We start from the raw sequence: 24,742 nt of genomic DNA on the forward strand, positions 1-24,742 counted from the left end.
GTGGCCGGGACGAGCAGTGCCGGTGGAAGTAATTCTCCGTGTCATTCTCCGGAAGGTACCCCCATGTCTCGTCGCGACGACGTCGCACGTCCTCTGACGGCCGCTCAGCGCGAAATCTGGTTCGCTGAACAATGCGCCGGTGGGGATAATGCGGCCTATCGCATCGGCGAGTACCTGGAAATCCATGGACCCGTCGATGCGGATGTCTTCACAACCGCCCTGCGCGCGGTCGTCGCACAGGCCGGAGCCCTCCATCTCCGCTTCCCGGACGGCGAGGAGGGAAGGCAAGGGGAGGACGGGCCGGTCCAGGTCGTCCGTCCGTCGGAAGACTGGGATTTCCCGGTTGTCGACATGAGCACGGAGGACGACCCGGGCGCGGCGGCACGCAGATGGATCGCCGCCGACATGTCCCGGCCGATGGATCTCGCGCGTGGGCCGCTGTTCCGTCACGCGCTTCTGGAACTGCGGACAGATCTTTACATCTGGTACCACGCCTATCACCACATCGTGATGGACGGGTACGGCTATTCTCTCATCGCACGCGCGGTCGCGGACACGTACACGGCGCTGATGGAGGGCCGGCCGGCCGAACGGGCCGTATTCGGATCCCTCACGGCTCTGCTGGACAACGATTCCGCCTACCGCGCCTCCGAAAGCTTCACAGCCGATCGTTCGTACTGGACGTCGCGTTTCGCCGACCTGCCGGAGCTCGCCACGTGTGCGGGCCGGGCACCGGACGTGGCGTACACCGGCACGGTACGCGGGACCGAACCGGTGACACCGGGGCGGCCGGACATCCTGACGGCGGCGGCCGAGCGGACCGGGGTGCGCTGGTCCCGGCTCCTCATCGCGGCGACGGCCCTGTACGTGCACCGCCTCACGGGATCGCGGGACGTGGTGCTGGGACTCGCCGTCGCCGCGCGCCGGGATCCCGTCCTCACCCGTGTGCCCGGTGCGGTCTCCAACGTGGTGCCGCTGCGTCTGTCCGTCCGGCCGGGTATGTCGGTGGCAGAACTGGTCGATCACGTCAGGGACGAGGTCCGCGACGCCGTCGCGCACCAGCGGTACCGGGGCGAGGACATTCACCGGGACCTGTCGCTGCCCGGCACCATCGGCACGGCCTTCTCGCCGGTGGTCAACATCATGTCCTTCGACTACGACCTGCGGTTCGCCGGTCACCACGCCACTGCGCACAACGTCTCGGCCCTCGCCGTCTCCGACCTGGCGGTCGTCGCATGGGACAGGCGGGACGGGTCCGCACCCCACGTTGCCCTGAGGGGCGACGGCGCCCGGTACGACGACGCGACCCTCAAGGACCACCAGCAGCGGCTGATGAGGCTCCTCGACGGCCTCGCGGCCGCCGCCCCGGAGCGGCCGGTCGGCGGGATCGAGGTGCTGTCGGCAGAGGAACGGCACCGGCTGCTGGTGGAGTACAACGACACGTCGCCGTCCGTGGGCGCCGTTCCGTTGCCCGTGTCGTTCATGGCGCAGGTGCGGAAGACACCGGATGCGGTGGCCCTCGTGGCGGGGGACACGACCCTGACATTCCGGGAGCTGGACGCTCGGGCGAACCGGTTCGCGCATGTGCTGGTGGAGCGTGGGGTGGGGCCGGAGGGGGTGGTGGCGCTGGTTCTGCCGCGGTCGGTGGAGCTAGTCGTGGCGATGCTGGGTGTGATGAAGGCGGGCGCGGCGTATCTGCCGGTGGATCCGGGATATCCGCGGTCGCGGATCGCGTTCATGCTGGAGGACGCCTGCCCCGCGCTCGTGGTCGACGACCCGTCGTTCGTGTCGGCGACCGACGGCCGCCCGGACTCGGATCCGGAGGTACGGCTGGATCCGCGTCATCCGGCGTACGTCATCTACACGTCGGGTTCGACGGGGCACCCCAAGGGCGTGATGGTGAGCCACGCCGGCATCGCCGGCCTGGTGGCGGCGCAGGTGGAGCGGTTCGCCATCGACTCCGGCAGCCGGGTGCTGCAGTTCGCGTCACCGAGCTTCGACGCCTCGGTGTCCGAGCTGTACACCGCGCTGCTGGCCGGCGCCGCGGTGGTGCTGCCGCCGCCGGGATCCCCGCTCGCGGCACTCACCGACCCGGCGGCCAGGATCACGCATGTCACCGTGGTGCCGTCGGTGCTGGCGGCCGTGCCGGAGGGCGGGCTGAACGTACGGACCCTGGTCGTGGCCGGTGAGGCGTGTCCGGCGGAGTTGGTGGAGCGTTGGGCGGCGGGCCGCCGGATGATCAATGCGTACGGTCCGACCGAGGCGACGGTGTGCGCGACGATGAGTGATCCGTTGTCGCCGGGGTCGGGGGTGCCGTCGATCGGTCGTCCGATCGCGAACACGCGGGTGTATGTGCTGGACGGTGGTCTGCGCCCGGTTCCGCCGGGTGTCGCGGGTGAGTTGTACGTCGCTGGTGGGGGACTGGCGCGTGGGTATCTGAACCGTGCGGGGTTGACGGCGGAGCGGTTCGTGGCGGATCCGTTCGGGCCGGCGGGTTCGCGGATGTACCGCACGGGTGACCTCGTGCGGTGGGGTTCGGGTGGTTGTCTGGAGTTCGTGGGGCGCGCCGATGAGCAGGTCAAGGTGCGGGGCTTCCGTATCGAACCCGGCGAGGTCGAGGCGGTGCTGTCCGCCCACCCCGATGTCGAACGGTGCGCGGTCGTGGTCCGCGAGGAGCGTCTCGTGGGCTATCTCGTGCCGGCCTGCGCGGGCGCTGTTCCGGATCCGGAGGTGATGCGGGCACATGTCCGTGAGCGGTTGCCGGAGTACATGGTTCCGGCGGCGTTCGTGGTGCTCGAGACGCTTCCGCTGACGCCGAGCGGGAAGCTGGACCGGGCGGCGCTGCCCGAGCCGGAATTCGGCGCGGCCGAGCGGAGCAGGGCTCCGCGCACCCCGCGCGAGCAGGTGCTGGCGGAGCTGTTCGCCGAGGTGCTGGGACTGCCCGACGTCGGCGTCGACGACAGCTTCTTCGACCTGGGCGGACACTCCCTCCTCGCCATGCGCCTCATCGCGCGGATCCGTTCGTCCTTCGGTGTGGAACTGAGCCTGCGGACCCTCTTCGAGGCGCCGACGGTCGCCTCGCTGACGGCCCGCATGGACGGGGCCGGCACGGCCCGGCCCGCTCTGGCGGTCCGCGAGCGTCCCGACGACGTTCCGTTGTCCTTCGCGCAGCGGCGGCTGTGGTTCCTGCACCAGCTGGAGGGGCCGAGCGCGACGTACAACATTCCACTGGCGTTGCGGTTGTCGGGGGAGCTGGACCGGGCGGCGTTGCAGGCGGCGCTGGTGGACGTGGTGGCGCGGCACGAGAGCCTGCGGACGGTGTTCGCCGAGGTGGACGGGGTGCCGTGCCAGCGTGTGCTGGACGTGGAGGCGGCCTGGCCGCGACTGCGGGTGACCCGGACACCCGAGCGGGAGCTCGAAGCTCGGCTGGATCGGGCGGCGCGGTACGCGTTCGACCTGTCGGCCGAGGCGCCGCTGCGGGCGGAGCTGTTCGAGATCGCCTCGGATGAGCACGTCCTGCTGGTGGTGGTGCATCACATCGCGGGTGACGGCTGGTCCATGGGCCCGCTCTCCCGTGACCTGACCACCGCCTATGCGGCACGCGCACGGGGAGGACAGCCGGAGTGGTCGCCGCTCGCGGTGCAGTACGCCGACTACACCCTCTGGCAGCGTGACCTCCTCGGAGACGCCGACGACCCGGACAGCCTCTTCGCCCGTCAACTCGCCCACTGGATCGAGGCACTTGCCGGGGCGCCCGATCAACTGGAGCTGCCGTTCGACCGGCCACGGCCAGCGGTTGCGTCCCACCGCGGCGGCAGGGTGACGTTGCGGATCGAGCCGCGACTGCAACAGGCCCTGGGGGCCCTGGCACGGGACACCGGATCCAGCCTCTTCATGGTGCTCCAGGCGGGACTCGCCACTCTCCTCGGCAAGCACGGCGCCGGCACCGACATCACGACGGGCACGCCGGTCGCGGGACGTACCGACGAGGCCGCGGACAACGTCGTCGGCTTCTTCGTCAACACGCTCGTGCTGCGAACGGACCTTTCGGGAGACCCGAGCTTCCGCGACCTGCTGGGCCGGGTCCGGGAGAACGCGCTCGCCGCCTACGCCCACCAGGACCTGCCGTTCGAACATCTCGTCGAGGCCCTGAGCCCCGTCCGGTCGATGGCCCACCATCCGCTGTTCCAGGTGATGTTCGCCCTGCAGAACGCATCTGCCGGCGACTTCGAACTCCCCGAGCTCCGCCTGTCCCCCGTGTCCGTCTTCACAGGGACCGCCAAGTTCGACCTCTTCTTCGCCGTGACCGAACGGCACGCTGCCGACGGCGGCCCGGGCGGCCTCGACTGCGTCGTCGACTACGCGGCCGACGTGTTCGACGCCCGGACGGTCGAGTCGCTCGTGGCACGTTGGCCGAAGGTTCTGGAGGCCGTCGCGGCCGAACCGGACCGGCCTCTCCGGCAGGTCGCCGTCCTCTCCCCGCAGGAGCGGCGACAGCTCCTGGCCCCCGCCGGCACCGTACCCGCCGGAGCCGACACCACCGTCACGGCGTTGTTCGAGAGCCGGGCGGCGGCGACGCCGGACGCCGTGGCCGTCGTCTGCGACGACATCACCCTCACGTACCGTGAACTCAACAGCCGGGCGAACCGGCTCGCGCACGCCCTGATCGCGCGCGGCGCGGGCCCCGAGAAGCTGGTGGCGCTGGCCCTGCCGCGCTCCGTGGACCTCGTCGTCGCCGTCCTCGGCGTCCTCAAGTCCGGAGCGGCGTACCTGCCGGTGGATCCCGGATACCCGCCCGCCCGTATCGCGGCCGTGCTCGACGACGCCGGCCCGGCGCTGCTCGTCACCACGTCCTCGACCGCCGAGGGCCTGCCCGGCGGGGAAGGAACCGGGCGGCTGCTGCTCGATGACCCCGCGACGTCCACCATCCTGGCCGGCTGCCCCGATACCGATCCCGTCACCACCGTCGCACCACAGAACACCGCCTACGTCATCTACACCTCCGGCTCGACAGGCCGGCCCAAGGGTGTTCTCGTCCCGCACCGGAACGTCGTACGGCTCTTCTCCGCCACCCGCGAGTGGTTCGGGTTCGGCGCCGACGATGTGTGGACGCTGTTCCACTCGTACGCCTTCGACTTCTCCGTCTGGGAACTCTGGGGCGCGCTGCTTCACGGTGGCCGCCTGGTCGTCGTGTCCCACGACGTCAGCCGCTCCCCCCGGCGGTTCCTGGAGCTGCTCGCACGTGAAGGCGTCACCGTGCTCAACCAGACGCCGTCCGCGTTCCACCAGCTGATGCAGACGGACTGGGAGCAGCCGGAGCCATCGGCCTCCCTGGCACTGCGCACCGTCGTCTTCGGCGGCGAGGCACTGGACATCGGACGCCTCGCCGACTGGTACGGGCGCCACGCCGACGACGCGCCGGTCCTGGTGAACATGTACGGCATCACCGAGACGACGGTGCACGTCACCTACGCTCCCCTGGACCGGCGCACCGCCGCCGAAGCCACCGCCAGCGTCATCGGCGAGCCGATTCCCGACCTGCGCACCTACGTCCTCGACGCGGCCCTGCAGCCGGTCCCGCCCGGGGTGCCGGGAGAGCTGTACGTCGCCGGAGCAGGCCTGGCCCGTGGGTATCTGCACCGCCCGGGCCTGACCGCCGCGCGGTTCGTGGCCGACCCCCACGGGCCGGCCGGGGAGCGGATGTACCGTACGGGCGACGTGGTGCGCCGGAAGGCGGCCGGCGGCCTGGAGTTCGTCGGCCGCGCCGACGACCAGGTCAAGATTCGCGGCTTCCGGATCGAACCGGGCGAGATCGAGTCTGTGCTCGCGGCGCACCCGGACGTCGCCCAGGCCGCGGTCGTGGCACGCCGGGACCGCGCCGACGACACCCGGCTCGTCGCATACGTGGTGCCCGCGTCCGGGCGGACTCTCGTGGTGGAGGAGCTGCGCGCGCGGCTGCGCGAACGGCTGCCGGAGCACATGGTCCCTGCCGCCTTCGTCCTCCTCGACACGCTGCCGCTCACGGCGAACGGCAAGCTGGACCGGCGCGCGCTTCCCGCCCCGGAGTTCACCTCGGGCAGCGTCCGGGCGCCGCGGACACCGCAGGAGCGGGTGCTCGCCGACCTGTTCGCCGATGTCCTCGGGCTGTCCGCGGTGGGTATGGACGACAGCTTCTTCGACCTGGGCGGCCACTCGCTGCTGGCCACCCGGCTGGCCGCCCGCATCCGGGCGCGGCTGGGCATCGAGATGGACCTGCGGACCCTGTTCGAGGCGCCGACGGTGGCCTCCCTGGCGGGCCGCCTCGCCGGCGCCGCTCGGGCGCAGAGGAAGCTCACCGCCATGGCACGTCCCGAGCGGGTGCCGCTCTCCTTCGCGCAGCAGCGCCTCTGGTTCCTGGACCAGATGGAAGGCCCCGGCGCGACGTACAACATCCCCTGGGCGCTGAGACTGTCCGGTCCTCTGGACCGGGCGGCGCTCGAGGCGGCCCTGAGCGACGTCGTCACACGGCACGAGACCCTGCGCACGGTCTTTCCCGCCGTTGACGGGGTGCCCGAGCAGCACGTTCTCGACCCGGCACAGGTCCGGCCGCGCCTCGACGTCACCGAGGCCGTGGAGGCGGAGCTGCCGGAGCTGCTGGCGGAGGCCGCGCGGTACGCCTTCGACCTGGCGGGCGAACCACCGCTGCGGGCGCGGCTCTTCGCCCTCGCCCCCGACGAGCACGTGCTGCTGCTCCTGGTGCACCACATCGCCGCCGACGGCTGGTCGATGGGCCCGCTCTGTCGTGACCTGGCGACCGCGTACGCCGCTCGACGCCGGGGTGAGGAGCCCCGGTGGCCGTCGATGCCGGTGCAGTACGCCGACTACGCGCTGTGGCAGCGGCAGCTGCTGGGCGACGTCTCCGACCCGGACAGCGTCTTCGCGCGGCAGAGCGCCTACTGGAGCCGGGAACTCGCCGGTGTCCCGGAACCCTTGGAGCTCCCGATCGACCGGCCGCGGCCCGCCGTGGCCTCCTCCCTCGGAGGCCGGGTGCCCCTGCGGGTCGGCGCGGAGCTGCACGCGGCCCTGGCCGAGCTGGCTCAACGCACCGGTACCAGCCTCTTCATGGTCCTCCAGGCGGGACTCGCGGCACTGCTCGGGAAGCTCGGAGCCGGCACGGACATCCCGGTGGGAACACCGGTGGCGGGGCGTACCGACGAGGCCGCGGACGACCTGGTCGGATTCTTCGTGAACACGCTCGTGCTGCGCACTGACCTCTCCGGCGACCCCGGCTTCCGGGACCTGCTCGGGCGGGTACGGGAAACCTCGCTGGCCGCGTACGCCCACCAGGACGTCCCGTTCGAGCACCTGGTCGAGGTGCTGAAGCCCACCCGCTCCTTGGCGCACCACCCGCTGTTCCAGGTCATGCTGGCGATGCAGAACGCCGTCGGCGACGACCTCGTGCTGCCGGAACTGCGGGTGTCCCCCCCTTTCCGTCGATCTCGGTACGGCCAAGTGCGACCTGACCTTCAGCGTCGTCGAACGCCGTACCCCCGACGGTGGCCCGGACGGGCTCGGCGGGAGCGTCGAGTACGCGGCCGATCTGTTCGACACGTCGACCGTGGAGTCCGTCGTCGCGTGGTGGGTCGGGCTGTTGGAGGCCGTGGCCTCTGATCCCGACAGGCCGATCGGCCGGATCGACGTGCTCTCCCCGCAGGAGCGGTGCGAGCTCACGGCCGCCGGCTTCGGGCCCGTCGTGAACCTCCCCGATTCCAGCGTGACGCAGCTGTTCGAGGCCCAGGCGGAGGCGACGCCGGACGCCGTGGCCGTCCTAGCCGGAGACACCAGGCTGACGTATGCCGAACTGGACGTGCGCGCCAACCGGTTCGCCCACTTCCTGACCGAGCGCGGGGCGGGCCCCGGAACCGTGGTGGCGCTGTCGCTGCCCCGGTCGGCGGAGCTCGTGATCGCGATCCTCGGCGTCCTGAAGAGCGGTGCGGCCCACCTTCCGGTGGACCCCGACTACCCCGACGCACGTACGGCGTTCATGCTCGACGACGCACGGCCGGTTCTCGTCGTCGACGACCCGGAAACCGTCCACGGCACGGAGCGGCTGCCCGCTGCACGACCCGTGCATGTTCCGCTGCCCCAGCAGCCCGCCTACATCGTGTACACCTCTGGTTCGACCGGCCGGCCCAAGGGTGTGGTGGTCGGCCACGGCAGCCTGGTCAACCTCTTCGAACACCACCGCACGGCACTGTTCGCCCCCGGTACGGGGACGTCCGCCGGCCGGCCGCTGCGCGTAGCCCTCACCGCTTCGGTGTCCTTCGACGCCTCCTGGGACCAGCTGCTGTGCCTGCTCGCCGGCCATGAACTGCACGTCGTGGACGGCGAGACGTGGACCGACCCGGTCGCGCTGGTGGACCACCTGATCCGCAACCGCATCGACATCGTCGACGTAACCCCGTCGTACCTCCAGATCCTCGTCTCCCATGGGCTGCTCGACGACCCGAGGTGGCGTCCGGCCCGCATCGTGGTCGGCGGCGAGGCCGTCCCCGAGCCGCTCTGGCAGCGCCTGCGGTCCACCGAGGGGACAGCCGGCTTCAACTTCTACGGACCGACGGAATGCACGGTCGACGCCGTCACCGCGGGCACCGACTGGGCGCCCCGGCCGGTGATCGGACGGCCGGTCAACAACGCCCGTGTCCATGTGCTCGACGCGAACCTGCGACCGGTGCCCCCCGGTGTCATCGGCGAGCTCTACATCGCGGGCGCCGGACTCGCCCACGGATACCTGGGACGGCCGGGCCTCACCGCCGAGCGGTTCACCGCGGATATCTTCGGCCCGGCCGGCTCCCGCATGTACCGCACCGGCGACCTGGTCCGTCGGCCCGCCCACGGGTACCTGGAGTTCGTCGGCCGCGCCGACGACCAGGTCAAGGTCCGCGGCTTCCGCATCGAGCCCGGTGAGATCGAGGCGGCGCTCTGCGCCCATCCCGACGTCGACCGCAGCGTGGTGACAGCCCAGGACGACCGGCTGGTCGGCTACGTGGTGCCCGTCACCGGTCGTACGCCGCGCCTCGCGGAGCTGCGCCACCACCTCCAGCAGCGGCTCCCGGCGCACATGGTCCCCTCGGTCCTCGTGCCCCTCGACGACCTGCCGGTCACCCCCAGCGGCAAGGTGGACCGCGCCGAGCTGCCCGCCCCGGAGAACCTCCCCGCGGAGCCCGGCCGGGTACCGCGCACGCCGCAGGAACAGCTCCTCGCCGAACTGTTCGCCGACGTCCTCGGGCTGTCCGCCGTCGGCGTCGACGACAGCTTCTTCGACCTCGGCGGGCACTCCCTCCTCGCGACCCGCCTCGTCGCCCGCATCCGGACGGCTCTGGGCGTCGAGATCGAGCTGCGCGCGCTCTTCGAGACTCCCACTGTGGCCGGCCTCGCGCACCGGCTCGCCGGAGCCGATCAGGCCAGGATCGCCCTCACCCCACGACAGCGCCCTGAACGGGTGCCGCTGTCCCACGCACAGCGTCGCCTGTGGTTCCTGCACCAGCTCGAAGGCCCCAGCGCCACCTACAACATCCCCGTGGCGCTCCGCCTTTCCGGGGAAATCGACCGCGAGGCTCTCGAAGCGGCCCTCCGCGACGTCACGGAACGGCACGAGACCCTGCGCACGGTGTTCCGGGAGCACGAAGGGACGCCCTACCAGCACATTCTGCACGCCGATGCCATGCCCGTGGGACTGACCGTCACTCCGGCCGAAGCGGCCTGCCTGCCCGGCATGCTTGCCGAGGCCGCCGCGTACCGCTTCGACCTCGCCTCCGAACCGCCGCTGCGCGCCGAACTGTTCGCCGTCGGCCCCACGGAGCACGTACTGCTGCTCCTCCTGCACCACATCGCCGGCGACGGGTGGTCCGCGGTTCCTTTGGCATGCGACGTAGCCACGGCCTACGCCGCACGCCGACGCGGTGAGGAGCCGTCATGGCAGCCCCTGCCGGTCCAGTACGCCGACTACACGCTGTGGCAGCGCGAGCTCCTCGGTGACGAGTCCGACCCGGACAGCCTGTTCACGCAGCAGCTCGCCCACTGGTCGGACAATCTTGCCGGGCTGCCCGAGCGGATCCAGCTGCCCACCGACAGGCCACGGCCCGCCGTCGCCTCATACCGGGGCGGCCACGTCGGCGTGGACCTGAGCCCTGAGCTCCACGCGGCGCTGACCGGCCTCGCCCGCCGGCACGGCACCAGTCTGTTCATGGTGCTCCAGGCAGGGCTGGCCGCCCTGCTCAGCCGCCATGGTGCAGGCACCGACGTCCCTCTCGGCACACCCATCGCCGGGCGCACCGACGAGGCCCTCGACGACCTCGTGGGCTTCTTCGTCAACACCCTCGTCCTGCGGACGGACACCTCCGGCGATCCCACGTTCGCCGAACTGCTCGGACGTGTGCGGGACAACGCCCTCGCCGCCTACGCCCACCAGGACCTGCCTTTCGAGCACCTGGTGGAGGAGCTCAACCCGGCGCGGTCGCTGTCCCACCACCCCCTGTTCCAGGTCATGCTGGCCCTCCAGAACGCGCCGCTGGGCGAGTTCGACCTGCCCGGGCTGAGGCTGTCCGCGGTCCCGGTGGCCACCGGCACCGCCAAGTTCGACCTGTTCTTCGCCGTGTCCGAACGGCACGGGCCGGACGGCGCCCCGGGCGGTCTCACCGGAGCCGTGGAGTACGCCACCGACCTGTTCGACGCCGCCACCGTCGAGTCACTCGTGGCCCGCTGGGCACGGCTGCTGGAGGCGGTCGCCGCGGACCCCGAGCGTCCCGTCGGCGCCATCGAGATCCTGTCCGCACCGGAACGGCACGAGCTCCTTCAGGCCCGCAACGACACGACCGCCGAGCTCCCGGACATCAGCGTGCCGGAACTCTTCGAGGTCAGGGTCCGGGAGATCCCCGACGCCGTCGCCGTCGTCGCCGAGGACGCCACTCTCACCTACGGCGAGCTCAACGCACATGCCAACAGGCTCGCCCATGCGCTGATCCGGCGGGGCGTCGGACCCGAGGACGTCGTGGCCCTCGCCCTGCCCCGCTCCGCCCGGTTCGTCACCGCGATGCTCGCCGTGCTCAAGACCGGCGCCGCGTACTTGCCCGTGGACACCGAGTACCCGAAGGCCCGGATCGCCTTCATGCTCCACGACGCAAGGGCGGCACTGCTGCTGACCACCCCGGACACCGACGCCCTGGTCCCCGCGGACCTCGCCACCCCCCGGCTCGTACTGGACCCGGCACGGCCCGCCGGCGTCCCGGGCACGTTCCCCGCGACCGACCCCGCCGACGCCGACCGCACCACGCCGCTGCTCCCGCAGCACCCGCTCTATGTGATCTACACCTCCGGCTCCACCGGCCGGCCCAAGGCCGTCACCATGCCGGGGCGGGCCGTGCTCAACCTGCTGCTGTGGCACCACCGTGCCCTCGGCGGTGACGCGACTGCACCGGCCGAACAGCCCGCCCGGACCGCCCAGTTCACCGCGATCAGCTTCGACGTCTCCGTGCAGGAGATCCTCTCCGCGCTGGCCTTCGGCAAGACCCTCCTCGTACCGACGGAGGACGAGCGACGCAGCGCAGAACTCCTGGTCTCCTGGCTGGAACGGCACGAGGTGACGGAACTCTTCGCGCCGAACCTGGTCGTCGAGGCGGTCGCCGAGGCGGCGCTGGAGAGCGGACGTACGCTCCCGTCGCTGCGGTCCGTCGCCCAGGCAGGCGAGGCACTGCGGCTCGGCGGGCAGGTCCGCGCGTTCCACACGAGCAGCCCCGGCAGGGCGCTGCACAACCACTACGGGCCCGCCGAGACCCACGTCGTCACCGCCTGCGCTCTCCCCGCCGACCTCGCCGGCTGCCCCCATACGCCGCCGATCGGCCGTCCCGTCGCGAACACCCGGGTGTACGTCCTGGACGCCGCGCTGCGCCCCGTGCCCGCCGGTGTGCCGGGCGAGCTGTACATCGCCGGCGTCGCCCTGGCACGCGGCTATCTGCACCGGCCGGGCCTCACTGCCGAACGGTTCGTGGCCGACCCCTACGGCCCGGCCGGGACCCGGATGTACCGCACGGGTGACCTCGTGCGGTGGACCACCGACGGCCCCCTGGAGTTCCTGGGCCGTGTGGACCACCAGGTCAAGGTCCGCGGCTTCCGCATCGAACTGGGTGAGATCGAGGCCGCGCTCACCGACGGCCCCGACGTGGCGCAGTGCGCCGTGCTCGCCCACGAACCCCGCCCCGGCGAGAAGCGGATCGTCGCCTACGTCGTGCCCACCGGTGACGGTCCCGCGGACCGTGCCGCCGGCGCGCCCGACGGGGAGTGGCACCGGCGGCTGCGCGCCCTCCTCGGTGACCGGCTCCCCGCGTACATGGTGCCTACGGCCTTCGTGACCGTCGGCGCACTGCCGCTGACCTCCAACGGCAAACTGGACCGTGGCGCCCTGCCCGTCCCCGATCTCGCGCCCGCCGTCTCCGGCCGTGCGCCGCGCACCCCGCACGAGCACGTGCTGTGCGAGCTGTTCGCCGAGGTCCTCGGCGTGGAGCGGGTCGGCGTCGACGACAGCTTCTTCGACCTCGGCGGACACTCGCTGCTGGCGACGCGTCTCGTCTCCCGCGTCCGCGCCGCGCTCGGCGTGGAGCTCGATCTGCGCAGCCTCTTCGAGACGCCCACCGTCGGCGGACTCGCCGCCCGGCTCGGTGAGGCGGAACAGGCCCGCCCGGCCCTGGCCCGTCTCCCACGCCCCGAGCGTGTGCCACTCTCGTACGCCCAGCGCCGTCTGTGGTTCCTGCACCGGCTGGAGGGCCCCAGCGCCACCTACAACATGCCCCTGGCGTTGCGCCTGTCGGGCTCCCTGGACCGGAAGGCGCTGGAGTCCGCGCTGCGCGACGTCGTGCACCGGCACGAGAGCCTGCGCACGCTCATCGGCCACACCGCCGACGGCGAGCCGTACCAGCGGATCGTCACCGCGGCACAGGCCTGCCCCGGACTGCCCGTGACGCAGACCACCGAGGAGGACCTCGCCGGCCGGCTCGCCACGACGGCCGCCCACCGCTTCGACCTGGCCGCCGAAGCGCCGCTGCGGGCCGAGCTCTTCGCGCTCGCACCCCAGGACCACGTGCTGCTGGTGGTCGTCCACCACATCGCGGGCGACGGCTGGTCCCTCGAACCCCTCGCCCGCGACCTGACGACGGCCTACGCCGCCCGCTGCCGCGGCGACGCGCCGTCCTGGCCCGCGCTGCCCGTGCAGTACGCCGACTACGCGCTGTGGCAGCGTGAGCTGCTCGGCGACGACCTGGACCCGGACAGTCTCTTCGCGCGGCAGCTCGCCTACTGGACCGAGCGGCTGGCCGGTCTGCCCGAGCGGATCCAGTTGCCGGCCGACCGGCCCCGGCCACGGGCTATGTCCTACCGGGGCGCCCTGCTGGGCGTGGACTTGGGCGCCGGGCTGCACGCCCGTCTGACGGACCTGGCCCGGAGCACTGGCAGCAGTCTGTTCATGGTTCTGCAGGCGGGGCTTGCCGCTCTGTTCACCCGGCTCGGCGCGGGCGCCGATATCGTGGTCGGCGCCCCGGTCGCCGGGCGCACGGACGAGGCGCTCGACGACCTCGTGGGCTTCTTTGTCAATACCCTCGTCCTGCGGACGGACACCTCCGGCGATCCCACGTTCGCCGAGCTGCTCGGGCGCGTACGGGACGACGCGCTGGCCGCGTACGTCCACCAGGACGTGCCGTTCGAGCATCTGGTGGAGGAGCTCAATCCGGCGCGGTCGTTGTCCCACCACCCGCTGTTCCAGGTGATGCTTGCTCTGCAGAACGCGCCCACCGGCGACTTCGAGCTGCCCGGCCTGCGGGTCTCGGGACTGACGGTGCCCACCGGCACCTCGCGGGTGGACCTGACGTTCAGCCTCGCCGAGCGGCGCGGTGTCGACGGCACCCCGGGCGGACTTCACGGCGTCGTCGAGTACAGCACGGACCTGTACGATCCGGCCACGGTCGAGTCGGTCGTCGCACGGTGGACACGGCTGCTGGAGGCGATGGCCGCCGACCCGCAACAGCGGATCGGGCACGTCGACATCCTCTCCGCCGAGGAGCACCGCCGCCTGCTCGCCGATCACGAGGACACGTCCCTTCCCTTCGCCGAGGCGACCTTTCCCGTGCTCTTCGCGACGCGGGTGCGGGCGACGCCGGACGCGATGGCGCTGATCGCCGGGGAGACGTCGTTGACGTATGCCGAGCTGGACGCTCGGGCGAACCGGTTCGCGCATGTACTGGTGGAGCGTGGGGTGGGGCCGGAGGGGGTGGTGGCGCTGGTTCTGCCGCGGTCGGTGGAGCTGGTCGTGGCGATGCTGGGTGTGATGAAGGCGGGCGCGGCGTATCTGCCGGTGGATCCGGGATATCCGCGGTCGCGGATCGCGTTCATGCTGGAGGACGCCTGCCCCGCGCTCGTGGTCGACGACCCGTCGTTCGTGTCGGCGACCGACGGCCGCCCGGACTCGGATCCGGAGGTACGGCTGGATCCGCGTCATCCGGCGTACGTCATCTACACGTCGGGTTCGACGGGGCACCCCAAGGGCGTGGTGGTGAGCCACGCCGGTATCGCCGGGCTTCACGCCGCGACGGTCGAACGCTTCGGGATCGACACCGGCAGCCGCATTCTGCAGTTCGCGTCGCCGAGCTTCGACGCCTCCTTCTGGGACCTGTCGAACGCGCTGCTCTCGGGAGCCGCCCTCGTCCTGGCCCCGGCCGACGAGCCGCTGTCCGGCCTGACCGACCACCGCACGCGCGTGACCCACGCGATGCTTCCGCCGTCCGCTCTGGCGGCCCTGGCGGCAACCGAAGTGCCGTCGGCGACCACCCTCGTGGTCGGCGGTGAGGCGTGTCCGGCGGAGTTGGTGGAGCGTTGGGCGGCGGGCCGCCGGATGATCAATGCGTACGGTCCGACCGAGGCGACGGTGTGCGCGACGATGAGTGATCCGTTGTCGCCGGGGTCGGGGGTGCCGTCGATCGGTCGTCCGATCGCGAACACGCGGGTGTATGTGCTGGACGGTGGTCTGCGCCCGGTTCCGTCGGGTGTCGCGGGTGAGTTGTACGTCGCTGGTGGGGGACTGGCGCGTGGGTATCTGAACCGTGCGGGGTTGACGGCGGAGCGGTTCGTGGCGGATCCGTTCGGGCCGGCGGGTTCGCGGATGTACCGCACGGGTGACCTCGTGCGGTGGGGTTCGGGTGGTTGTCTGGAGTTCGTGGGGCGCGCCGATGAGCAGGTCAAGGCGCGGGGCTTCCGTATCGAACCCGGCGAGGTCGAGGCGGTGCTGTCCGCCCACCCCGATGTCGAACGGTGTGCCGTGGCGGCACGCGACGGCCGTCTGGTCGGATACGTCGTCGCCGGCACGGATGTGCGTCCCGCCGACATGGGGGAGTTTCTGCGGGAGCGGTTGCCGGAGTACATGGTTCCGGCGGCGTTCGTGGCGCTTGAGACGCTTCCGCTGACGCCGAGCGGGAAGCTGGACCGGGCGGCCCTGCCGGACCCGGAGTTCGGCGCGGCCGAGCGGAGCAGGGCTCCGCGCACCCCGCGCGAGCAGGTGCTGGCGGAGCTGTTCGCCGAGGTGCTGGGACTGCCCGACGTCGGCATCGACGACAGCTTCTTCGACCTGGGCGGACACTCCCTCCTCGCCATGCGGCTGATCGCTCGCATCCGCACGCTCCTCGAGGTCGAGGTGGAACTGCGGGCACTCTTCGAGACACCGACCGTCGCCGTACTCGCCACGAGGCTCGACGGCCTCGGACACGCACGCCGCGCGTTGCGGGCGTACCCGCGCCCCGGAGTCGTTCCGTTGTCGTTCGCGCAGCGCCGGCTGTGGTTCCTGCACCAGATGGAGGGCCCGAGCGCGACGTACAACATCCCGCTGGCGCTGCGGCTGTCCGGAGATCTGGACCGTACGGCCCTCCAGCAGGCCCTCGCCGACGTGGTGGAGCGGCACGAGAGCCTGCGGACGGTCTTCACCGAAGTCGACGGTGTGCCGTGCCAGCGCGTACTAGACCCCGAAGAGGCACGCCCCCGGCTGCGGGTGACCGACACGGCGGAAGCGGAACTGCCGCAACGGCTCGGGGATGCGGCGCGGTACGCGTTCGACCTGTCGGCCGAGTCCCCGCTGCGGGCCGAACTCTTCGCCGTCACTCCCACCGAGCACGTCCTGTTGGTCCTTGTGCATCACATCGCGGGCGACGGCTGGTCCATGGGCCCGATGGCCCGTGACCTGACCACCGCCTATGCGACACGCGCCGGGGGAGGAAAGCCGGAGTGGCCGCCGCTCGCGGTGCAGTACGCCGACTACACCCTCTGGCAGCGTGACCTCCTCGGAGACGCCGACGACCCGGACAGCCTCTTCGCCCGTCAACTCGCCCACTGGACCGAGCGGCTGGCGGACCTGCCCGAGCAGATCCAGCTGCCGACGGACCGGCCACGCCCGGCCATGGCCTCGTACCGGGGCGAGCACCTCATCGCGGAGCTGAGCCCCGAACTGCACGCCGGACTGGTCACGCTGGCCCGCCGGTGCGGCGCCAGCCTCTTCATGGTGCTCCAGGCGGGGCTTGCCGCGCTGTTCACCCGGCTCGGCGCGGGCACCGACATCGCCGTCGGCAGCCCCATCGCCGGGCGCACGGACGAGGCGCTCGACGACCTCGTGGGCTTCTTCGTCAACACCCTGGTCCTGCGCACCGACACCTCCGGGGACCCCACCTTCGACGAGCTCGTGGGGAGGGTCCGGGAGAACGCACTGGGCGCCTACGCCCACCAGGACCTGCCGTTCGAGCACCTGGTGGAGGAGCTCAACCCGGCGCGGTCGCTGTCCCACCATCCGCTGTTCCAGGTGATGTTCGCCCTGCAGAACACGCCGGCCGGGGACTTCGAGCTGCCTGGGCTGCGCGTGTCGCCCGCCCCTGCCCCCACCGGCACCGCCAAGTTCGATCTGGGCTTCAGCCTGTTCGAGCGGTACGGCGAGGACGGCACGCCGCTGGGCGTCATCGGCACCGTCGAGTACGCCACCGACCTCTACGACCGCGCCACGGTCGAAATCCTCGTCGCGCGCTGGACACGGCTGCTGCAGGCCGTCGTCGCCGACCCCGGACGGCCGGTCGGCCAGGTCGACCTGCTGTCCGCCGATGAGCGGAACCGCCTGCTGGCCGGCTACAACGACACCGACGTCCCCGTGGACGCCGTCCCGCTCCCCTTCTCCTTCGCCGCACAGGTGCGGGCGACGCCGGACGCGGTGGCCCTCGTCTGCGACGGCACCGCCCTGACGTACGCGGAACTCGACGCGCGTGCCAACCGGTTCGCGCACGCCCTGATGGCGCGCGGGGTGGGCGTCGAGCAGATCGTGGCCCTCGCTCTGCCCCGGTCGGTGGAGCTGGTCGTGGCGGTCCTCGGGACGATGAAGGCGGGCGCCGCCTACCTCCCCGTCGACCCGGAGTACCCGCAGTCCCGGATCGCGTTCATGCTCGACGACGCCCGGCCGGCCCTCGTCGTCGACGACCCGGCCATGGTCACCGGGACGGACGGATTCCCTCAGACCGATCCGGCCGTCGCACTCGACGTGCGTAACCCCGCGTACGTCATCTACACCTCGGGCTCGACCGGCCGGCCCAAGGGCGTGGTGGTGAGCCACGCCGGGATCGCCGGCCTGGTGGCCGCCCAGGTGGACCGGTTCGCGATCGACGGTCGCAGCCGGGTCCTGCAGTTCGCCTCACCGAGCTTCGACGCCTCCGTCTCCGAGCTGTACACGGCACTGCTGACGGGCGCGACGCTGGTGCTGCCGCCCCTCGGACCGCCGCTCGACGCGCTGCGGGGCGACGCCCTCGGCGTGACCCATGTGACGCTGGTTCCGTCGGTGCTGGCGGCCCTGCCGGACGAGGCCGGACTGTCCGTGTCGACGCTGGTGGTGGCCGGCGAGGCATGCCCGCCCGAACTGGTGGTCCGCTGGGCGCCCGGGCGGCGGATGATCAACGCCTACGGTCCCACCGAGACCACGGTCTGCGCGACCATGAGCGACCCGCTCACCCCCGGGGCCGGGGTCCCGCCGATCGGTCGGCCCATGGCCAACACCCGCGTATACGTGCTGGACAGCTTCCTGCGACCGGTGCCGGAAGGCGTGAGCGGGGAACTGTACGTCGCCGGCGGCGGCCTCGCCCGCGGCTACCTGAACCGGCCCAGGCTGACCGCCGAGCGTTTCGTGGCGAACCCGTACGGGCCCGCCGGGGCTCGGATGTACCGCACCGGCGACCTGGTGCGGTGGAACGCGAACGGGCACCTGGAATATGTCGGCCGGGCCGACGACCAGGTGAAATTGCGCGGTTTCCGCATCGAACCCGGCGAGATCGAGGCGGTCCTCGCCACCCACCCGGGGGTGGGCCAGTCCGCAGTGGTCGTCCGGCAGGACCGTACCGACACGCCCGAAGACCGACAGCTCGTCGCGTACGTCGTGGCGAGCGACGACGCCGGGACCGGACGTGACCACCGGCTCGAAGAGGATCACGTCGGGGAGTGGCGGGAGATCTACGACGCGCTGCCCATCACGGCATCCCCGGCCGGCTTCGGCCAGAACTTCACCGGCTGGAACAGCAGTTACGACGGAAAGCCCATCCCCGTGGAACAGATGCGGGAGTGGCGCGACGCCACCGTGGACCGCATCCTGTCACTGAGTCCCCGGCGGGTGCTGGAGGTCGGCGTCGGCACGGGACTCCTGCTCTCCCAGGTCGCACCCCACTGCGAGACCTACTGGGCGACCGACTTCTCCGCCACTGCCATCCACGCGCTGGCGGAACGGCTCGGCGACCGACCGGACCTCGCCGCACGGGTCGTCCCGCGGACCCAGGCCGCTCACGAAACCGACGGGTTGCCCCCCGGCACCTTCGACACCGTCGTCGTGAACTCGGTCGTCCAGTACTTCCCCGGCGCCGACTACCTCGCCGACGTCGTGCGCCGGCTCATGGCGCTGCTCGCGCCCGGCGGCACCCTCTTCCTCGGCGACGTACGCAACGTACGGCTGCTGCGCCCGTTCGCCACCGCGGTACAGCTGCACAAGGCGGGCGAGGACACCGACCCGGTGACCGTGCGGCGCGCGGTGGAGCAGGCCCTGCTGGTCGAGAAGGAACTCCTCGTCGACCCGGACTTCTTCACCACCCTGCGCGACACGAGCGACGACATCGGCGCGGTGGCCGTCCACGTCAAGCGCGGCGGCCACCACAACGAACTCACCCGCTACCGCTACGACGTCACCCTGCACAAGCCGCCCGTCGCCCCACTCGCGCTCGACACACCCGCCGAGATCGCCTGGGGACGGCAGCTCTCCGGACTGGACGCGCTGCGCCGGCTTCTCACCGACCTGCCTCCGTCGGCCGCGCTCCGCGTCATCGGGGTGCCGAACGGCCGCGTCGCGCGGGAGGCCGCCGTCGCCGAAGCCGTGCGCCACGGTGACGCCACCCTGCCGGACCTGATCGCCCGGCTGCACGGCCCCGAGGACAAGGACCTCGTCGACCCCGAGGAGTTCCACGCCCTCGGTGAGGCATGCGGGCGATGGGTGGGCGTCACCTGGTCGCCCACCGCGGACGACGCCCTGGACGTCGTCTTCGCGGCGTCCGCGGACGCTTCCAGGGCCGTGCCCGACGGTCTCTACCGGCCGCGGCGGACGACGGACACGCCGCTGTCCGCGCTCACCAACCGCCCGACCGGTGCTCGCGGCACCGGGGCCCTTGTCGCCGAATTGCGAGACTGGCTGCGCGCACGACTGCCCGAGCACCTCGTTCCGTCGGCGTTCGTGGCCCTGGACGCCCTGCCGCTGACCGCCGCCGGAAAGCTGGACCGGCGCGCCCTGCCCGCCCCCGACCTCGGAACGGCAGGACGTGGCCGCGCCCCGCGCACCCCACAGGAACAGCTCCTCGCCGATCTGTTCGCCGAGGTCCTCGGCCTCGCCGAGGCCGGCGTCGACGACAGCTTCTTCGACCTGGGCGGGCACTCGCTGCTCGCCATCCGGCTGGTGTCCCGGATCCGCGCCGTCTTCGGAGTGGAGCTCGAGGTCAGGATTCTGTTCGAGGCACCAACGGTGGCCGCGCTCGCGGCCCGGCTGGACGGAGCCGGCCGGGCCCGGCCCGCCCTGACGGCCCGGGAGCGCCCGCAGCGGATGCCGCTGTCGTTCGCCCAACGGCGCCTGTGGTTCCTGCACCAGATGGACGGCCCCGGGGCCACGTACAACATGCCGCTGGCACTGCGGCTGACCGGCCCGCTCGACCGGTGTGCGCTGCGTGACGCGCTCGGCGACGTGGTCACGCGCCACGAGAGCCTGCGCACCGTGTTCCGCACCTTCAGTGGTACGCCGTACCAGCATGTGCTCACGCCCGACGAGGCGCGCCCCGAACTGCCCGCCGTCGAGACGGACGAGGCCGGCCTCGCGGACCGGCTGGCGGAGTCCTCCCGTCGCGGCTTCGACCTCGCCTCCGAAACACCCCTGCGCGCGGAGCTGTTCGCGATCGCCCCGGACGACCACGTGCTGCTGGTCGTCGTGCACCACATCGCGGGCGACGGCTGGTCGATGGGGCCGTTGTCGCGGGATGTGGCGACGGCCTACGCGGCCCGCTGCCGGAGCGAGGAGCCGCGGTGGTCGCCACTGCCGGTGCAGTACGCCGACTACACGTTGTGGCAGCGAGAGCTCCTCGGGGACGCCTCCGACCCGGACAGTCTGTTCGCCGCCCAGCTGGCGTACTGGACCGACGCCTTGACCGGACTGCCGGAGCAGATCCAGCTCCCCGCCGACCGGCCACGCCCCGCGGCGGCCTCCCAGCGCGGCGACCAGCTGCCGGTGCGCATCGACGGCGCACTCCACCGGAGCCTGCGCGAGCTCGCCGCGGCCCACGGCGCCAGCATGTTCATGGTGCTGCAGGCCGGTCTCGCGGCGCTGCTCAGCAGGCTCGGTGCCGGGGACGACATCCCGGTCGGCAGCCCCATCGCCGGGCGCAACGATCAGGCCCTCGATGACCTCGTCGGCTTCTTCGTCAACACCCTCGTCCTGCGCACCGACACCTCCGGCGCCCCCTGCTTCACCGAACTGCTGGGACGCGTACGGGAGACGGCCCTCGCCGCGTACAGCCACCAGGACGTGCCGTTCGAGTACCTCGTCGAGGCCCTCAACCCCGCACGCTCACTCGCGCACCACCCGCTCTGCCAGGTCATGCTCGCTCTGCAGAACGCGCCGACAGGGGACTTCGAGCTGCCGGGCCTGAGGACCGGCTTCGTCTCCGCCCCCACCGGTACCGCACGCGTCGACCTCACCTTCAGCCTGGCCGAGCAGCACTGCGCGGACGGCGGACCGGACGGGATCGTCGGCGCGGTGGAGTACGCGACCGACCTCTTCGACCGCGCCACGGTCGAGGCGCTCTTCGCCCGGTGGGTGCGCCTGCTGGAGGCGGTCGTCGCCGATCCCGGTCGGCCGATCGGCCGCATCGACGTCGTGTCCCCGGAGGAGCGCCGTCGGCTGTTGGCCCCGCAGAAGCCGGCCGAGGAGATCCCCGCCATCGGGCTGCCGGAGCTCTTCGCCCGGCAGGTGCGCGCCACACCCGACGCCGTCGCGGTCGTCGCAGGTGACACCACCCTGACGTACGCCCGGCTCGACGAACGCGCCGACCGTCTCGCGCACGCACTGGCCGGGCAGGGCGTCCGGCCCGGCGACACGGTGGCGGTGCTGCTGGAGCGCTCCGCCGAGCTCATCGTGGCGATCCTCGCCGTCGTCAAGGCCGGCGCCGCCTACGTGCCCCTGGACCCGCGCTTCCCTTCCGGCCGGGTCGACCTGATCGTCCGTGAGACGGGTGCGGGGCTGGTGCTCACGCACGACGTGCTGACCGCGCTGGTCCAGGGCCCGCCCGAGACCGGGGCACCGGCCGTCCCCCACCACCCCCGCCGGCTCGCGTACATCATGTACACCTCCGGCTCCACCGGCCGGCCCAAGGGCATCGCCGTCACCCACCACGACGTGGCGGGCCTGGCGCTCGCGCCGTGCTGGCGCGGCGGCGCCCATGAGCGGGTGCTGCTGCACTCCCCGACGGCCTTCGACGCCTCCACGTACGAGATGTGGGTGCCGCTCCTCAACGGCGGCCGCGTCGTGGTCGCGCCGCCGGGACAGTTGCACACGGCCGAGCTCGCCCGCGTCGTCGCCGGACACGAAGTGACGGGACTGTGGCTGACGGCCGGTCTGTTCCATCTCGTCGCGGAGGAACGCCCCGACGCCTTCGCAGGGGTACGGGAGATCTGGACGGGCGGCGACGTCGTGTCCGTGTCCGCTGTCCACCGGGTACGGGCCGCCTGTCCGGGTACCGAGGTGGTCAACGGATACGGGCCCACCGAGACGACCACGTTCGCCGCCTACCACCCGGTGGGCGACCTGTCGGCAGAGGCTCATGGCGTCCCGATCGGCAAGCCGATGGCCGGGATGCGGCTGTACGTCCTCGATGCCGGCCTGGGACTCGTGCCGCCCGGCGTCGTGGCTGAGCTGTACATCGCCGGGACGGGCGTCGCCCGGGGTTACCACGGCCGGTCCGCCCTGACCGCGGAACGCTTCGTCGCCGACCCGTACGGTGCCGCCGGCACCCGCATGTACCGTACCGGCGACCTCGTGCGCCGGAACGCCGAGGGGGCGCTCGAGTTCGTCGGCCGCGCCGACGACCAGGTCAAACTCCGTGGCTTCCGCATTGAACCCGGTGAGATCGAGGCCGCGCTGGCCGACTGCCCGGGTGTCGCCCAAGCAGCGGTCGTGGCCCGCGAGGACCGGCCCGGGGACAAGCAGCTCGTCGCGTACCTCGTACCCGCCTCCGAAGGGGCCCCCGAGGTGCGGGAGCTGTCCGACCGGCTCCTGCGCCGCCTGCCCGAGTACATGGTGCCGTCCGCGTTCGTCACCCTCGAGGCCCTGCCGCTCACCCGGAACGGCAAGCTGGACCGCGCGGCGCTGCCCGCACCCGAGTACGGCTCCGCCGGCACCGGTCGCTCCCCGAGGACACCGCGGGAGCAGCTGCTGTGCGATCTGTTCGCCGAGGTGCTCGGCCGGGAACAGGTCCGCATCGACGACAGCTTCTTCGACCTCGGCGGCCACTCGCTGCTGGCGGCCCGTCTCGTGTCCCGGGTCCGCGAGACGCTCGGCATCGAGCTGGGGCTGCGTACTCTCTTCGAGGCACCGACCGTGGCCGCTCTCACCGGACGCCTGGCCATGGACGACCCCGACGACGCGTTCGACGTGCTCCTGCCACTGCGACCCACCGGCCGGTGCAAGCCGCTGTTCTGCGTCCACCCGGGAGGCGGCATCAGCTGGTCGTACTGCGGACTGATGAACCACCTCGGGCCCGAGTACCCGGTGTACGCCATCCAGGCGCGCAGCCTCGGCCGGCCCGAGCCCCGGCCCACCTCCATCGAGGAGATGGCGGCCGACTACGTGGAGCAGATGCGCAAGGTCCAGCCCGAGGGGCCGTACCAGGTGCTCGGCTGGTCCGCGGGGGGGCTCATCGCCCACGCGATCGCCACGGAGCTGCAGCGACAGGGGGAGCGGACCGCGCTTCTGGCGGTTCTCGACGCCTACCCGGTCGGTGACGTCTCCTTCGACGAGCCGCCCGTTCCCACCGAGCGGGACGTCCTCGTCGGCATGCTGGACTGCGACGCGGAGGAACTCGGCGACGGCCCGCTGACCTACACCGAGGTCGCCGACATCCTCCAGCGGCGCGGCAGCGCCCTGGCCAGCCTTCAGGAACGCCACATCGAGGCCGTCGTCCAGATCATGATCAACAACGCGCGGCTGGCGCTCGACTTCACCCCCGGCCTGTTCGACGGGGACATGCTCCTGTTCAACTCCACGATCGACCGCCGGGAGGACGGGCCGGACGCCGAGGTCTGGCGGCCCTACGTCACGGGCCGCATCGAGTCCCACGACATCACCACCCGGCACGACCGCATGACCCAGCCGGGATCACTTGCCCAGATCGGTCCGGTCCTGGCAGCGAGGATCGCGGACATCACCGAGCGGATCCACGAGTGGGTCCACACCGACAAGAGGGAGAACCGATGACGACCAACCCCTTCGAGGACAAGGACGGCAGGTATCTGGTGCTCGTCAACGACGAGGGCCAGCACTCCCTGTGGCCGTCCTTCGCCGAGGTGCCCGACGGCTGGACCGCCGCCCACCCGGAGGACACCCGGGACGCCTGCCTGGAGTACGTGGAGCACCACTGGACCGACATGCGGCCACGGAGCCTCGTCGAGGCCATGGCCGAGCAGAGCTGAGACGGCGGACGCAGACCAGTGAGCACCACCACCGACGCCGCCGAGTCCGTACCGCGCGCAGCGGACCGGGGCCCGGCGGCCCTCGGCACCGCGGCAGCGCACGGCACTCCGGCCGCACCCGACATCACGGCGGCGATGCACACCCCGGAGTTCCTGGCGACGACCTCATCAGCGCACTTGTGGCGCGGCAGGCGTGCGGCGACCACCTCACCGACGAGGAACTTGCTGTCCACCAGCTTCATGCTCATCACCGCAGGCGACGAGACCAGCACCCACCTGATCGGCAACGGGACGCTGGCCCTGCTGCGGCACCCCGATCGCCATCGGCACCGTCCTGCGCCGGTTCCCGCGACTGCGTCTGGACGACGGCACGCCGCTCACCTGGCACACCAACCCGCTGCAGCGCCGACGGCGGGCACTTCCCCTCACCTACTGACTCCCG

At 72.0% G+C, this 24,742-nt stretch carries 3 protein-coding genes; all 3 read left to right on the plus strand.

From position 1 onward, the window contains the following. The first annotated feature begins 63 nt into the window (after window positions 1-63). The 3 genes from ABD858_RS30975 to ABD858_RS30985 are packed head-to-tail and all read left to right on the plus strand — an operon-like array spanning window position 64 to window position 24,300. Window positions 64-7,650, plus strand: a complete 7,587-nt coding sequence (locus ABD858_RS30975) for an amino acid adenylation domain-containing protein (RefSeq protein WP_345043762.1) — start codon at window positions 64-66, stop codon at window positions 7,648-7,650. Beyond that, window positions 7,598-24,085, plus strand: a complete 16,488-nt coding sequence (locus tag ABD858_RS30980; protein WP_345043765.1) for an amino acid adenylation domain-containing protein — start codon at window positions 7,598-7,600, stop codon at window positions 24,083-24,085. Before ABD858_RS30975 ends, ABD858_RS30980 begins: the two co-directional genes overlap by 53 nt. Next, window positions 24,082-24,300 carry an MbtH family protein gene (locus tag ABD858_RS30985; protein ID WP_345043767.1) on the plus strand — a complete coding sequence of 73 codons (219 nt, stop codon included), beginning with the start codon at window positions 24,082-24,084 and terminating at the stop codon, window positions 24,298-24,300. Before ABD858_RS30980 ends, ABD858_RS30985 begins: the two co-directional genes overlap by 4 nt. Window positions 24,301-24,742: the final 442 nt, after the last annotated feature.

Origin of the sequence: Streptomyces sannanensis (assembly GCF_039536205.1) — a bacterium.
Classification (GTDB): domain Bacteria; phylum Actinomycetota; class Actinomycetes; order Streptomycetales; family Streptomycetaceae; genus Streptomyces; species Streptomyces sannanensis.